The 14649-nt window shown below is 55.7% G+C and carries 14 protein-coding genes and 1 pseudogene; 8 read left to right on the forward strand and 7 right to left on the reverse strand.

What is annotated here, in order from left to right; all coding sequences use genetic code 11:
- Positions 1-278: 278 nt before the first annotated feature.
- From iscX to CLV84_RS20615, 6 genes are all read right to left on the reverse strand, one after another.
- Positions 279-524 carry a Fe-S cluster assembly protein IscX gene (gene iscX / locus CLV84_RS20590; protein ID WP_104421742.1) on the reverse strand — a complete coding sequence of 82 codons (246 nt, stop codon included), beginning with the start codon at positions 522-524 and terminating at the stop codon, positions 279-281.
- A 101-nt stretch (positions 525-625) separates the two neighbouring features.
- Positions 626-967 carry a 2Fe-2S iron-sulfur cluster-binding protein gene (locus CLV84_RS20595; RefSeq protein WP_104421743.1) on the reverse strand — a complete coding sequence of 114 codons (342 nt, stop codon included), beginning with the start codon at positions 965-967 and terminating at the stop codon, positions 626-628.
- Positions 968-995: 28 nt separating this feature from the next.
- Positions 996-2297, reverse strand: a complete 1302-nt coding sequence (bioA, locus tag CLV84_RS20600) for an adenosylmethionine--8-amino-7-oxononanoate transaminase (protein ID WP_104421744.1) — start codon at positions 2295-2297, stop codon at positions 996-998.
- Positions 2298-2412: 115 nt separating this feature from the next.
- Positions 2413-3030, reverse strand: a complete 618-nt coding sequence (locus CLV84_RS20605; protein WP_104421745.1) for a NifU family protein — start codon at positions 3028-3030, stop codon at positions 2413-2415.
- Positions 3031-3161: 131 nt separating this feature from the next.
- Positions 3162-4637, reverse strand: coding sequence for a SusD/RagB family nutrient-binding outer membrane lipoprotein (locus tag CLV84_RS20610; RefSeq protein WP_104421746.1), 1476 nt, complete (start codon positions 4635-4637; stop codon positions 3162-3164).
- 38 nt (positions 4638-4675) lie between these two features.
- Positions 4676-7888: a SusC/RagA family TonB-linked outer membrane protein gene (locus tag CLV84_RS20615; RefSeq protein WP_104421747.1), complete on the reverse strand. Its 3213-nt coding sequence runs from the start codon at positions 7886-7888 to the stop codon at positions 4676-4678.
- A 263-nt stretch (positions 7889-8151) separates the two neighbouring features.
- On the opposite strand from CLV84_RS20615, the gene CLV84_RS20620 reads away from it, so the two are divergent.
- From CLV84_RS20620 to CLV84_RS20640, 5 genes are read left to right on the forward strand one after another with little or no spacing between them, the layout of a single operon-like run.
- Positions 8152-9021 carry a porin family protein gene (locus CLV84_RS20620; RefSeq protein ID WP_104421748.1) on the forward strand — a complete coding sequence of 290 codons (870 nt, stop codon included), beginning with the start codon at positions 8152-8154 and terminating at the stop codon, positions 9019-9021.
- Positions 9022-9026: 5 nt separating this feature from the next.
- Positions 9027-10016 carry an anthranilate phosphoribosyltransferase gene (gene trpD, locus CLV84_RS20625; protein WP_104421749.1) on the forward strand — a complete coding sequence of 330 codons (990 nt, stop codon included), beginning with the start codon at positions 9027-9029 and terminating at the stop codon, positions 10014-10016.
- Positions 10017-10071: 55 nt separating this feature from the next.
- The gene (gene trpC / locus CLV84_RS20630) at positions 10072-10890 is read left to right on the forward strand and encodes an indole-3-glycerol phosphate synthase TrpC (RefSeq protein WP_104421750.1); all 819 of its coding nucleotides are present in this window, start codon (positions 10072-10074) and stop codon (positions 10888-10890) included.
- Entirely contained in the window at positions 10887-11540 is a 654-nt protein-coding gene (locus CLV84_RS20635; RefSeq protein ID WP_104421751.1) for a phosphoribosylanthranilate isomerase, read from the forward strand. The genes trpC and CLV84_RS20635 overlap by 4 nt, the downstream gene beginning before the upstream one ends.
- A gap of 22 nt (positions 11541-11562) precedes the next feature.
- A complete protein-coding gene (locus CLV84_RS20640; RefSeq protein ID WP_104421752.1) occupies positions 11563-12375 on the forward strand; it encodes a DUF2520 domain-containing protein in 813 nt (270 codons plus the stop codon).
- Here the strand turns inward: CLV84_RS20640 and CLV84_RS20645 are convergent.
- Positions 12289-12708: a hypothetical protein gene (locus tag CLV84_RS20645; RefSeq protein ID WP_104421753.1), complete on the reverse strand. Its 420-nt coding sequence runs from the start codon at positions 12706-12708 to the stop codon at positions 12289-12291. The genes CLV84_RS20640 and CLV84_RS20645 overlap by 87 nt on opposite strands.
- A 152-nt stretch (positions 12709-12860) precedes the next feature.
- Between CLV84_RS20645 and CLV84_RS20650 the strand changes: the two genes are divergently transcribed.
- The 3 genes and pseudogenes from CLV84_RS20650 to rpmA form a co-directional block, all read left to right on the forward strand.
- Positions 12861-13940: an endo-1,4-beta-xylanase gene (locus tag CLV84_RS20650; protein WP_104421754.1), complete on the forward strand. Its 1080-nt coding sequence runs from the start codon at positions 12861-12863 to the stop codon at positions 13938-13940.
- Positions 13941-14024: 84 nt separating this feature from the next.
- On the forward strand, positions 14025-14339 hold the full coding sequence (rplU, locus tag CLV84_RS20655) for a 50S ribosomal protein L21 (RefSeq protein WP_104421755.1): 315 nt from the start codon (positions 14025-14027) through the stop codon (positions 14337-14339).
- A 50-nt stretch (positions 14340-14389) separates the two neighbouring features.
- Positions 14390-14638: pseudogene (gene rpmA / locus CLV84_RS22130) on the forward strand (50S ribosomal protein L27); the annotation flags it as partial.
- Positions 14639-14649 lie beyond the last annotated feature (11 nt).

Below are 14649 nucleotides of genomic sequence, written 5' to 3' on the forward strand. Positions count from 1 at the left end.
TCTTTTAGTCTTTTAGTCTTTTAGTCTTTTAGTCTTTTAGTCTTTTAGTCTTTTAGTCTTTTAGTCTTTTAGTCTTTTAGTCTTTTAGTCTTTTACAAGCAATTTTCCCCAGCCAATCGTGTTCGCCATGCTCCGTCAAAAAAAGCCCTTTTGCATAGATATCAAAGGGAGCGCCAGCCACTGTCTACCATAAAGCGAAGCGACCGTCAACCAGAGAGCGATAGCGACCGTCTACCAGGGAGCGATAGCGACCGTCTACCAGGGAGCGCAGCGACCGTCTACTGATTCTCCCGCCACTCATAAACCCACTTAGCCTGAATCTGCTCCAGGTGTTCCTCCGTGGAGCCTTCGCGGCTGCCGGTGAACTGGGGGATTTCGAGAATCCAATCCAGCAAGTCGGTGAACCGGACGCGATAGATTTTATCCTGTCCGAAATCATCCCCGAAGCGATCGTAGAGGGCAATGGCGATGTCCTCGTGGTCGGCCCAGCCGAAGGGAAAATCGTCGAAATCTTTAAAACTCATAGGTAATTGCGGTTTATGACATCCGATTTACGATGAGGTACGCACGATTCCGATTCGGTTAAAATTGGCCAGTGTGATTCAAGCATCGTAAACCGTAAATCTTAGTGTTCGTGGCCGATTATTTTGCGCTGATCCGGTATCTCCACTTCGATCACGGCGTTCTCGTCCAGAATGACGGCCTGGCAACCCAGCCGGCTTTCGATGCGGGGGTTGATGGCTCGGTCGATGAAGTCTTCTTCCTTGTCGCTTATTCCCTCCAGGGCATCCTCGCCGGTCAGGACGTAGACGTGGCAGGTGGAGCAGGCACAGACCTCCCCACAATTGTGATTCAGGTGAATACCATTTTCCTCGGTCACCTCCAGGATGCTCATGTCGACTTCAACATCCTCCACCGTTTTGGGGGAAATGCTTTTGTCCTCGAAGGTAAATTTTACGGTTGCCATTGGCGAAATACGTTTACGGGGGGCGAAATTAAACATATTTAACCACCGCGCGGCAAAGCAGTTCTAATTCCGGTTCATTAATGGTGAAGGGCGGCATCAGGTAGATCAAGCGGCCGAAGGGTCGGATCCATGCGCCCTCCCGCACGAAAATGGCCTGGGCGGCGGCCACGTCCACCGGCTCGTGCATTTCCACTACCCCGATCGCGCCCAGTACGCGTACCTCCTTTACCCGACTGCTTTGGGCGGCGGGGCGCAGGTGCCGGGTTAACCGGGAAGCGATACACCTTACCTGTTGCTCCCAGGGACTTGCCAGTAAAAGATCGATGCTCGCGCAGGCGACCGCGCAGGCCAGCGGATTGGCCATGAAGGTCGGACCGTGCATCATCACCCCCGCTTCTCCCCTACCGATGACGTCGGCCACTTCAGCGCTGCAAACGGTGGCCGCCAGGGTTAGGTACCCTCCAGTGAGGGCCTTTCCCACGGTCATGATATCGGGGCGGTGGTTCGCTTCCCCTTCCGGAGAGATTTCGTTTCCTGCGCCCCCGCCGCCCAAAAACAACTGGCCGGTCCGGCCGAAGCCGGTGGCGATCTCATCGTAGATAAGCAAGAGACCGTGGCGGTCACAGAGTTCCCGGAAAACTCGTAGGTAAGCGGGATTGTAGAAATGCATGCCACCGGCTCCCTGTACCACGGGTTCGACGATAAAGGCCGCGGTCCGACCGGCGTACTCCGCGAAAAAGGCGGCCAGATCGGCTACGTAGACCGGGTCGACTGGCGATTGATACCCCCCCGGTGGCCGCCGAAAAAAGGCGTGCTCGGGCAAGAAGCCCCGGAACACCTGGTGCATTCCCGTTACCGGGTCACAGACCGACATCGGCGCGGTGGTATCGCCGTGGTAGCCGCCGCGCAGAGTCAGAAATTTGTGCCGCTCCGGGAATCCCAGTGCATTTTGGTACTGGACGGCCATTTTCATGGCTACCTCCACACTGACCGAGCCGCTGTCGGCCAGGAAAATGCGATCCAACCCTTTAGGAAGGATTTTAACCAGCCGCTTACCGAGTTCGATGGCCGGTTCGTGGGTGATGCCCCCGAACATGACGTGGCTCATCCGTTCGGCCTGCCGGTGGAGAGCATCGTTCAGTTCGGGGACATTGTAGCCGTGGATGGCGCACCACCAGCTGGACATCCCGTCGACCAGCTCGCGGCCGTCGGCGAGTTGCAGCCGGCAGCCGGTGGCCGATGTTATCGGGTACACCGGGAGCGGGTCCCGCAGACTGGTGTAGGGGTGCCAGAGATGTTGCCGGTCGAAGGCGAGATCGGATGCGTTCATATACTGGCCGGGAGCGGCCGCTTAAAATGCCAACCCGCCGGGTCCGTTGTGAACGATCCCGGCGGGCGGCAGTACCTTTTGACTTGGTACTTAGTCCTTCAAACTTCGTACTTCCCTAGCCCATTTCCTGGACCACCTCCTTCACCTGGGGCATCATCCGCTTGAGCATCTGCTCGATACCGGACTTCAGGGTGACGGTGGAGCTAGGGCAACCGGAGCAGGCGCCCTGCATGATCACGGTAACGACACCCTCCTGGTAGGATTTGAATTCGATGTTACCGCCGTCCATTTCCACGGCCGGTTTGACGTAGGTGTCGATCAGCTCCTTGATCTGGGCGACGGTTTCCGCTTCGTCTTCGGTGTATTCGTAGCTGACGCCACGCTCTTCCTCAATGCGGGCGACCTCCTCTGCGAAGCCGTCCTTGATGATGGGCTTGTTCTCTTCGAGGTACCCCTTGACGTACTCCTTCAGCTTGAGCATGATATCGTCCCAGCTGTAGTTGAATTCCTTGGTGATGGTAACATAGTTGTTGGCGATGTACACCTTCTTCACGTAGGGGAAATCATACAGTACGGCGGCGAGGGGCGACCACTCCCGGGCAAACTCCTCTTCCCGGAACTCGGCGGTGCCGTTGTAGAGCATCCGGTTGGTGACGAACTTGAGTGTCTCGGGGTTGGGGGTCTGTTCGGTATAGAGAAGGACGGGGCGCTTGGTGGCGGTGGCTTGGCTCATCGTTGACTTTTTGTTACTAACACCTTGTTACCCGAACGGTTGAGCTGCGTACTACCTAGTAGCCGGCCAATAAAAAAGGGAGGCGTAGCCTGCGCCATGCCTCCCTTCCTGTTGCCTAAGGGGTGATCCGTTTACTGGACGTCCCACCAGACGCGACCGTCGATCGTATCTCCGGTTGAGCCAAACTGGCGATCAATAGCATCATTATACTGCTCCCGGTTAAGCGCGAATTCATCGGTAGTATACGCTCTCCGACGGGGAATTTGCTTACTGGCGTTGAGGGCGGCAGGAGCTGGGTTCAAATCTGGGTACCCCAAGCGGCGCCATTCCGACCAGCCCTCAATTCCCTGGTAGTACAGCGCTAGCCACTTTTGCTGTCCAATAGATTGTTGAAAATTGCTTGCATTAAATTCTACCGACTCTTGGTCCAGGTAGTCAGTGATGGCGGCTTCATCCGTAATACCGTATTGGTTCATGCTGGCAATGATGGCCTGACGGTAAAGGTCCGCGGCGTCGCCTTCAATCCAGCCACGGGCGGCGGCTTCCGACTGATTGAAAAGCACTTCACTATACGTCAGAATAGTGAGCGGTGAAGTCGGGCTATAGAAATACTCTAAGCCGGGAAATGACACATCAGCGGTAGCAGTAAGTCCGGCTTGCTCTTCCGTAACTCCGTATGGCTTACCGCGGTACACGAGGTCACCGGATAGTTGAGAGTTAGCGGTAGGCTGAGCATAGACCATGAGGCGGGGATCGTTCACACTTTGTAAGTAGTCAATTAGCGGTTCGCTAACGACATAGTCCGTACGTGTGAGCGAGTTTGTATACCAAGGGTTATCTCCAAGTCCCCCAGTACCGGCATACACTAGTTCAGCGTTGTCAGCATTGGAAGTCATTACCCCATACTGGTTATTAAGGGCTTCGTTAGCCCACTCAGAACCGAGGTCAGGTGCTACGTTGGATACCCGAAGGCCAGCACGTAAAATCAGGCTGTTAGCGAATTTCCGCCACATTTCCATGTCTCCACCGAAAATAAGGTCTCCGGTAACGGAGCCCTCGACAATCATGTCGCGTGCTTCCATGAGGTTTGCAACGGCACCACGGTAGATTTCCTCTTGCTCGTCATAAACCGGAGAAAGATTGGCGGAGCCCTGCAAAGCGTCGGTGTAGGGAACATCGCCCCAGACATCCGTTATATTCAGAAAACCCCACTGCTGCATGATCATAGCCAAAGCAATTTGATTCGCGTTTGGACCAGAAGCGCTGGCATTACCTCTGGTTTCCTCATCGGTATTGACCTCAATCACATACTGAAAGTCCTGCAAGCCACTACGGTAGAGGCCATAAAATGAGGTTTCTTGGGTAGAGTAGCGGGTTACGTCAGTATACTGGTTTTGTGACAGATACTGGGCATAGTGGTTACCGATCTCCCCCAGGGCAGATTGTCCAAGCAGCTGGCTTACTAATTGCCGCTGGGACTCCGATATGATGTATGAAGTCGGAACCGACGTGGGGCTGTTGGGATCGGTATTAATTTCCTGAAAGTCATCCGTACAACGGGTGAATCCAAGAACTATTAAGAGCGCAAATATTATGCGAGTCATCATCGTAGTTTTTTGTGATAAGAAATGGTCTGCGGCCACTGCTAGAAGCTTACATTAAGGTTGACTCCGTAACTACGGACACTCGGGTTCTGACCATTTTCGTAGCCTTGAATATTACCGTTTGACAATGCCGCGTCGGGATCAATGTTGGGGGCATTCTTGTAGAGGATTGCCAAGTTCCGAGCGGTTAGGCTCAGCGTAGCGGTGCTTATAAAATTATTGGCAAACCACGCAGCGGGAAGCGGACGACTGATGCTGACCTCGCGGAGCTTTACGAAGCTGGCATCGTAGACAAATTGTTCACTGATTTGGAAGGTCGATTCATAGTAGTTCCTGACATCGACGTAGGTCTCATTCGGGGTGCCGTCTTCATTCACACCTTCGATAAGAATTCCTCCTGATAAGCGGTTTCCATCCTCGTCGTATGCAGGATCCCGGATTGGCGCACCTAAGGCATTTACTCCCACGGTATTCTCAAACATACCGGAATAGTTACCCCACATGTTGCTGACGGAATAGATCTGCCCACCCTTACGGAAATCAACCAAGGTATTGATGTTGAATCCGTAAATCGTAAAGCTATTGGATATACCACCCGTGAAGTCGGGGTAAGCACTGCCAAAGTTCTGGTTAGTCACTCGGGTAGGTAAGCCTTCTTCATCAAGGATGATGGAGCCGCTCGTTGAATCGCGAAGGAACCCGCCCCCGTTGAGCTGGCCGTAGGGCTGGCCTTTCTCAGCCAGAAAGTTAACGTACCAGGTGCTTCCAATGGACAACTGATCAAGTCCGTCAATCAGTTCTACGACTTTGTTACGGTTACGCGCATAATTGATCCCGACATTCCAAGTGAAATTCTCCGTTTGCACTGGGGTGCCGTACACCCTCAATTCGATACCCTTGTTTTCCAGCAGACCTGCGTTGACGAAGGTTGAGGCAAACCCAGTCGTCGAAGAAACGCTGACGTCAAAGATCAAATCCTCAGATTGTATATCGTAGTAGGTCAAGTCAAATCCGGCGCGATCGTTTAAGAACCGCATTTCAAGGCCGGTTTCCCAAGTAGTAATGCTTTCCGAGCGGAGGTCAAAGTTTCTCTGCTGGGTCGGAATGGCAAAGCCCGGGAATGCACCGAACGGTCCTACACTGCCAATCGTATTCCGCGTATTATAGGGATCGGTATCATTTCCTACCGTAGCAAAGCCGCCCCGAATTTTACCAAAGCTTACGATGTCGCTATTGGCAATCAGTTCACTGAAAACGAAGCTTCCGGAAACGGACGGGTAGAAGTAGCTGTTATTGCCCGATTCCAGTGCTGAGCTCCAGTCATTACGTCCGGTGACGTCTACGTACAACATACTGCGCCAGCCAATACCCAGCCGACCGTAGACGGACTGAACTTCTTTCTGAGAACGGTAATTGATAAGATTAGGACGGGAATTGGATGCGTCCAAGGTATAGTAATCGGGTACGTTTAATCCATCCACCGTATTTCCCCCCGTGGATTGATCTTGCTCTTGCCGAAGGTTGGCACCTAACTGTCCGTCAATGCTAAAGTCGCTGAACGTCTTTGAGTAGTCGAGCAGGGCCTCGAAGTTATTTTCCCGCGCCGTCCGCGCCACCTCCGAATAATAGTCCAAAGAGGCATTGGAACCGGAAGCTACGCGCTGGGTCGTACGGAAAGTGTAATAGTCCGTGCGAGCGAATCCGGAAAGGGATAGACCGGGCATGATGTCGTAACGCAGGGCTAAATTACCAAATACGCGATCGCGATCATCGGAGTTGCCATCACGATTGATGGTCCAATAGGGGCTTTCCCAATAATTAGCTCGCAGGTCGTTGGGGGCACGAATGTTCCAGGTTCGCGGCGTACCGTCTGGCATTTGATAGTCTTTCAGACGATCAAGGTCCAACTGGCGCTGCCACCACTGGTTGAAATTGGTCTGTATATTAGTGGCACTCGCATTACCATAGCCAATACCGGGGCGACCTTCTCCGGCGGTATTGACGTAGTTGGCGTTCACCGAGGCGGTGAACTTGCTGCCGAGTTGCTGGCTGGCGCTTACGTTAACCGTATTGCGGTTCAGTGATGAACCGGGGTATACGCCGTTGTTGCTGTTGTTGGTGTACGAGAGGCGGAAGTTGCCGGTTTCGCTACCACCGGCAATCGAGACGTTATTGTTGTACTGCACGCCGGTGTCGTAGAAATCACGGACACTGTTCTCAGAGGCAACCCATGGCCGGAGTTCGCCAAACGTTTCGCCAGGAAACCAACTGTCCCAGTGTCTTACCAGGGTGCCATCCAGGGCGGGCCCCCAGCTTCCGTCGTAGGCATAGTCCGCGATCAACTGACCGTCAAACTCCCGGTACGATTCAGGGTATTCCCCTTCCTTGAACTCAAAAGGAAGAAAATTTCCGCGACGTCCCCCGCCGTACTCATCCTGATAGTCTGGCAATACGGCCACTGTGGAAAATTGGATACCGGAGTTGATGGTGACCCCGAGTCCCCTGCGAGCTTTTCCACTTTTCGTCGTGATCAGAATGACACCGTTGGAGGCACGGGAACCGTAAAGAGCCGCGGCAGCACCACCCTTGAGAATAGAAATTGACTCAATGTCATTTGGATTGATATCCTGAGCCATGTTTCCATAATCCTGCCCGCCGCGTGCTTCACTGGCGTTTCGTCCGCCAAAAGTGGAGTTATCGATAGGTGTACCATCCACAACGAACAGCGGCTGGTTGGTTCCCGTGAGCGAGGTAGCACCCCGAAGAATGATACTGGACGAACCGCCAAGGCCGGAGTTATTGTTGTTGATCTGGGCACCGGCCACCCGGCCGTTGAGCGCGCTTACCAAGTTAGTTTCCTGAGCTTGATTTACTTCCGCACCGTCAATCTGCGATACCGCGTAGCCCAACGACTTCTCCTCGCGGGAAATACCGAGGGCCGTCACCACTACGTCGTTCAACTGAACGCCCTCGGCCAAGACGATATCGTAGTTGTCGTCGGTAGTAAGGGGCACGTTCTGGGTAGCGTAGCCCGTGTAACTGACGATCAGCTCCTCGGCGCCTTCCGGCACGTTGAGTGTGAAGTATCCGTTAAAGTCGGAAACGGTACCGGTGGTCGTCCCGGCCACCAGGACCGAAGCACCAATGAGGGGTTCACCGGATGCGTCGGTGATCGTACCGGTGATCGATTCCTGGGCAAGGGCAAATCCCGCCAGACCGATCACCAATGCGAGAACTAGAGAAAATCTCTGCATTTGGAATTATTTAGTTGATTACAATTCAATAGGCCGGCACGCCCGAAGCGCGCCGATTTTCTTTCTGACCGACTTATTTGGATGAGTGTCCCCCCTGAATTCAGGGCGCAAGGTACACTAATAATCGGTTGCGCTGACAACGATCAGAATAAAATGTCCCGTTTCTTGCAACCAACCGTTTCGAAATGGTCGCGCTCCTTGCTCCTGCGGCCCCCCGCCCCCCTACCGTAATTTTGTAGCATCTTTGCAGCCAAATCTGAACCATGCACCGTTCCCATCTCCCCCTTTTACTCGCCCTGATGCTTCCGCTGAGCGGCCTGTACGCCCAAACCTTCAGCGGCGGTTTCCGCGCCGGCCTTAACTTTATCACCTTCGACGCCGACGAGGAAATGGACGGGGATATGACATTGGAAGAATTCCGGCGCACTACCGGTTTTCACGTGGGAGCCACCTTCGCCCTAGCCTTTACGGACCTCGTGGGGGTGAAGGCAGACCTGATGTACAGCCAGAAAGGCGGTGAAGTACGCTACCAGGGGCCCTCCTATTTCTACGTATACGGCGACGTGAACGACGTGGAAGGACTTCGTATCAACGGCGACCTGGATAGCGAGCGCGACGTACTCAACAGTTACATCGACATCCCCGTAGTGGGCTACTACCGCCTCGGCCCGGTAGAAATCGAGGGCGGGGTCAGTGCCGGGTTTCTCGTCAACAGCCGCGCTTCCGGGTCGGCCACCTTTTCTAACGTAACTTTTCCCGACGGACGTACGGTTGACGACATATCCTTTAATTACGATTACAATTACTTCAGCGACGACATCGGCTTCGCGGCGATCATCGAACCCAGTCCGACCCGGCAAGGATTCCCATCGGTAATTGACGCCTACTACAACAGTGAAGACAACCGCCCCCTGTACCGTCGCCTGGACTTTGGCCTGGTAGGCGGTGCATCCGTATTCCTGAACAACGGGCTCTACCTCGGCCTGCGCTACCAGTACGGGCTCACCGACGCTACCCGCGGGGAGAACGACCTGCGGCTGGCACGTACCGAAGGCGTGGAGGAAAGAGAATACAATACGAACGACAAGGATTACAATCGCGTCATCCAGACCAGTATCGGCTTCCGGTTCTAGGGCGTATGAAAAACTTACTCACCCAACTCTACGGCAGAAAGCCCCTCGATCGAGCAACGGCCTACCAAACGCTGACCCGGATTGCCAACGGCGAGGCCGCCGAACCGGAGATTGCCGCGGTCGTATCGGCCATCAATATGCGCCCGCCCCACCTCTCCGAGATCCAGGGATTTCGCGATGCCATGCTCGAGCTTGCCGTCCCTCTGCCGTTGGACGGTCGGGAAACCATCGACATCGTCGGTACGGGCGGGGACGGTAAGAACACCTTTAATATCAGCACGCTCTCCTGCGTGGTCGTCGCCGGAGCCGGCTACCCCGTCACCAAGCACGGCAGCTACGGAGTGAGCAGCAACGTGGGCAGCAGCGACGTACTCCAGGCACTGGGCTACACCTTCAGCAACGACCGGGATAAAATGCTAGGCGACCTGGACCGGGCCGGCATCTGCTTTCTCCACGCCCCCTTATTTCATCCGGCGATGAAGAACGTGGTGCCCGTGCGCAAAGCGCTGCGCGTACGTACCTTCTTCAATCTGCTCGGCCCGCTGATCAACCCGGCCCGCCCTAAATATCAGCTCTTTGGGACCTACGATCGGGAGGTAAGCCGGATCTACGATTACATTCTCCAGTCCGAGGAAGCGCGGGAGTACCTCATCGTCCACGCGATGGACGGCTACGACGAGGTTAGTCTGACGGAGGGGGTGAGTGCGCGGGGCCGCAGGAGCCAGGGCATTCTCTATCCGAAAGATTTTGGCTTACCCTCCCTTTCCCCGGACGACCTCTACGGCGGTGAGACCCCCGAAGAGGGGAAACAGATCTTCCTGGCCGTACTGCAAGGTAAGGGTACGCCCGCCCAGGAGGCCGTAGTCTGCGCCAACGCGGGGCTGGGCATTCACGTCATACATCCGGAACGGGACCTACAGGACTGCGTGCTGGAGGCGCGGGAAAGCATCCGCAGCGGAAAGGCGCTGGCCGTGTTGCAGAAACTATTGGACTAGACCAAACCCATAGCCGGGCCGACGCCTTATCTTGGGGATGAACAAGCATGCACCCATGGCCACTATTCTGGACCGAATTATTGAATACAAGAAACTGGAAGTCGAACGGCGACGCGCCAAGCTGCCCCTTTCGGCGCTGAAGGACGCCGAACGCTACCACGGCAAACGGCACGACTTCTGCCGTGCCATGGAGAACAGCACCGACTTCGGCATCATCGCCGAATTCAAACGGAAGTCGCCTTCCCAGAACGACATCAATACGGAAGCCGACCCGGTGGCCGTAGGGCGCGGGTACGCCGCCGCGGGTGCCGCTGCCATCTCCTGCCTCACCGATACCCAGTTCTTCGGCGCACTGCCGGACGACATCGACCGCTTGCGGGCCGCCGTCGATATTCCCGTGCTTCGAAAGGATTTCATCATCGACAGCTACCAGCTCCACGAGACCCGCGCCATGGGGGCCGATGCGGTGTTGCTAATCGCCACCGTACTGAATCCAGTGCAGATCGACGAACTCGCCGAAGAAGCCAACGAATTGGGCTTGCAGGTGATCTGCGAAGTCCACGACGAGGAGGAGGTTGCCAAGATCAGTCCGAACGTGGATATCATCGGCGTCAATAACCGCAACCTCGGCAACTTTTCGGTAGACATCGCCCGCAGCATCGAACTGGCGGAGATGCTTCCTCCCGGCATGCTGCGCATCAGCGAAAGCGGCATCGACGACCCCCAGTCCATCGTCAAACTACGCCGCTCGGGCTACCGGGGCTTTTTGGTCGGCACCCACTTCATGCAGCAGCCGGACCCAGGTCGTTCGCTGGCTGAATTTATCAAAAAAGCGCACGAGATCGAGGCGATTTACAAGGACGCCATCGCATGAAAGTAAAAGTCTGCGGATTGCGTGACCCCACTAACATAACGGCGGTCAGCGCCCTTCACCCCGCTTACCTGGGCTTCGTGTTCCACCCCGCCTCCCCGCGTTTTGCCGGTCAGGCCTCCCTGAGCGAATGGGTGCACCGGGAGCACGAACTGCTACGGGAGCAACAACTCTTCGGGGTTTTCGTCAACGCCGAAGTAGACTATATCCTGAATACCGTCCACGACTACCGGCTCGACTGGGTACAATTGCACGGCGACGAAAGTGCAGGCTACTGCCAGGAGCTTAAACTTCTCTGGAGCGTAGACACCCTGCGGAAGCCGGGTATTGCTAAAGCCTTCTCCATTACGCCCGATTTTGATTTTAAACGGACCAATCCTTACGTAAGCAGCTGCGGCCTGTTCGTTTTTGATACCGGCGGCGCGGGAGCCCACGGCGGTACGGGCAAAAAGTGGAACTGGGAAAAACTGCGGGAGTACACCGGCCCGGTGCCCTTTCTGCTGAGTGGCGGCATCGGCCCCGAGGATACGGATGCGGTCAACGCCATTGATCATCCCCAACTGCGTGGCATTGATATCAACAGTCGCTTTGAAACGCAGCCCGGGATCAAGGACACCCAGCAGTTGGAGCTTTTCTTCCGCAAGCTGAACTGATCATTGTTAGTAACCATCCCGGGTGAAGATCGCCATCATCGGAAGCGGAAACCTGGCCTGGCACCTCGCCGGGGTTTTGCCCTACCCTACTACAGTCGTTTACCGCGCCGATCGCCCGACGGAAGGCTGGCCCTGTGCGCTGCTGCCCCTTTCGGAGATGAGCCGGCTGGACTGGGATGCCGTATTTCTGGCGGTTCCCGATCAGGCTATCGCTCCGGTTAGTCGGGAGTTGGCTATTCGCATCCCGCTTGGGGTGCCCGTTTTTCACACCAGCGGAGCCACCCCGCTCGATCAGATAACGCCCTCTTTTTTACACCGGGGCGTGCTCTGGCCCATCCGCTCTTTACGGAAAGGAGAAGCCATTTCCCATTGGCGAGAGCTTCCGTTGGTGCTGCAGGCCGAAGGTAAGGTGGCGGCCGATGTACTAACCACGATCAGTGGGCAGCTGAGCGAGACGATAAGCTGGCTGAACGACCGGCAGCGGGCCCAGTTGCACCTGGCGGCGGTGTTCTCCAATAACTTCGTGACGGCACTTTACGAGGTAGCCCATGATCTCTGTTCGCGACATGCCGTTCCTTTCGACTTGCTCTTGCCCATCATCCGCCATACGGCCCTATCCCAGGATGGCACCCGCCCGGCCCTTCGTCAGACGGGTGCCGCTGCACGGGGGGACCACGCCACGATGAACCGTCACCTGGAATTACTGGACCAACCCGCGTATCGCGATCTTTACCAAATGATCAGTACGCTAATCCTCCAGTACCGGCTGCCCGAGCACGACCCGCACTTCCGGCGTGAGCCGTACGATGACTTTGAGGATCAGGGGATCCTGTAGCTCGGCCTTGGTTTGCCGTTGCAGGCGATAAGCGGTACGGATGGCCGTGAATACCGTCGTTAAGGCCGCCTCCCCCTTGTGCGCTTTCATTCGCTCCTTGATGGCTTCCTCGGTCCAGTTGGCGTGGGAACCTACCAGTTCGACGTTTAAAGAAGGGTTGATGGCGAGGGTCATCGAGAAGCTGGTAATCTTTAGCCCATAGCCTTCCAGGATCGGAAATATTTGAAGCCAGTCTTCAATAATCTGGCTGGTCTTTTCGCGGGTGCCTTCGCCTACGGTACTGGCCAGGCCGCTGATGGCTTTGCGTGCACCTTCTAAAATATCGTCTAGCATATCCTATAGATTAGACGCCCAAGATCGATTAGTAGCCATGGATAAGCAAACCGAGTCGACCGCCAGGGGGGGATAATCGACCGGCCGCACGGACGCATGACCCCGAAGGCGCTCTTCCAGGGCAGTTGGTTGGGGCATGCGTACTTTGCGACATGTACAAGTCCCTATTTCTCCTGTTGCCGCTGCTCTACGGATCGGCTTGCACCACGCCGGCGGTGGAAACTTCCGAAATCCCAACCGCCGATCCTCCGGGGCTGGCGGACTTAGCCGATTTCCCCATCGGAGGGGCCATTAATGAGGGACGCGTTCGCGGTGATTCCGCCCTACTGGCCATCGTATCCGAAGAATTCAGTAGCCTGACGGCAACCAATGATATGAAAATGTATGCCATCGCCCGCGGTCCGGGTGCGCTGGACTTTACCCTTCCCGATGCCTTCGTCAACTTTGCCGAGCGGCAGGGTAAGCGGGTCTTCGGACATACGCTGCTCTGGCACTACGGGTTTCCCCGCCACCTCATGGAACTTGACGGTGAGGCCGCCGAAGGCTTTATCAATTCCTACATTGATACCGTGGTGACCCGCTACCGGGGCCGGGTAGATGGCTGGGACGTCGTCAACGAAGCGATGGCCACCAGTGGCGGCGAGTTACGGGAAACCCCGTGGTTGGAAAAGATCGGCAAAGCGTATATCCCGATGGCCTTTCGCGCGGCCGACCGGGCGGATCCGGAAGCCAAGCTGTTCATTAACGATTTCAATACCGAACGCGACACGGCCAAACTGAACGGCCTGCTCGCGCTGGTCGAAGAAATGCAGGCCGACGGGGTACCCATCGACGGGATCGGCTTCCAGATGCACATCCGGATGGATACGGACGAGGAGCTGATCGGCCGTTCCCTCGCGAAAGCCGCGGCAACGGGTTTACTCATCCACCTGTCGGAAGTGGACATCATCTTCAACCGCCACGACGACACCCAGGGCGGCGGGGAGCAGATCGTGGACAAGATCACCCCGGAACTCCTCGAGCAGCAGGCGCAGAAATACGAAAGCTTGGCGCGTCTGTACCGGGAAAACGTTCCGCCCGCCCAACGCTACGGCATCACGTTCTGGAGCTTTACCGATCGGGATACTTGGATCAATGGCTTTTTCGACCTGAAGGACTGGCCTACGCTCTACGACGAACAACTGCAGAAAAAGCCCGCCTACTACGGATTCGCCCGCGGGCTCCGGGAATGAAGTTTGAAAAGGACTAGTATATCCTAATCCTTTTCCTTACCTTTGCGCCCCGAAATCAATTTTTTTCACCAACATCCATTACCGATGTTTGCAATCGTAACCATAGCCGGTCAGCAATTCAAAGTTGAGGAAGGTCAGGAGATCTTCGTCCACCGGCTAGAAGCCAAAGCTGGCGACTCCGTCAGTTTTGATGCGGTTCACCTCCTCGCCAACGGCGATGACGTAACCGTGGGCACGCCGATGCTCAGTGGCGCCTCCATCGGGGCCACCGTTGTTGATCCCCTCGTCAAGGGAGACAAAGTGATCATCTTCAAAAAGAAGCGCCGCAAGGGCTACCGCCTGAAGAAGGGTCACCGTCAGCAATTCACCAAGCTCAAAATCGACTCCATCGCGGGCTAGTCACGGCCCCATTCATCACTTCCCCTCGGGGAGCCAAAATTTAATATACCATGGCACACAAAAAAGGTGTAGGTAGTACCGATAACGGCCGCGACAGTAAATCAAAGCGCCTGGGCGTGAAGCTCTTCGGCGGCCAGTCGGCCGAAGCCGGTAACATCATCATTCGTCAGCGGGGAACCAAGTACCACCCCGGTGAAAACGTTTACATGGGTAAGGATTTTACCATCCACGCTAAAGTGGCCGGCAAGGTTTCCTTCTCCAAAAGCCGACTGAACCGCATGTTCGTCAGCATCGACCCCGCCGATGCGGT

Source organism: Neolewinella xylanilytica, from assembly GCF_002934605.1.
GTDB classification, from domain to species: domain Bacteria; phylum Bacteroidota; class Bacteroidia; order Chitinophagales; family Saprospiraceae; genus Neolewinella; species Neolewinella xylanilytica.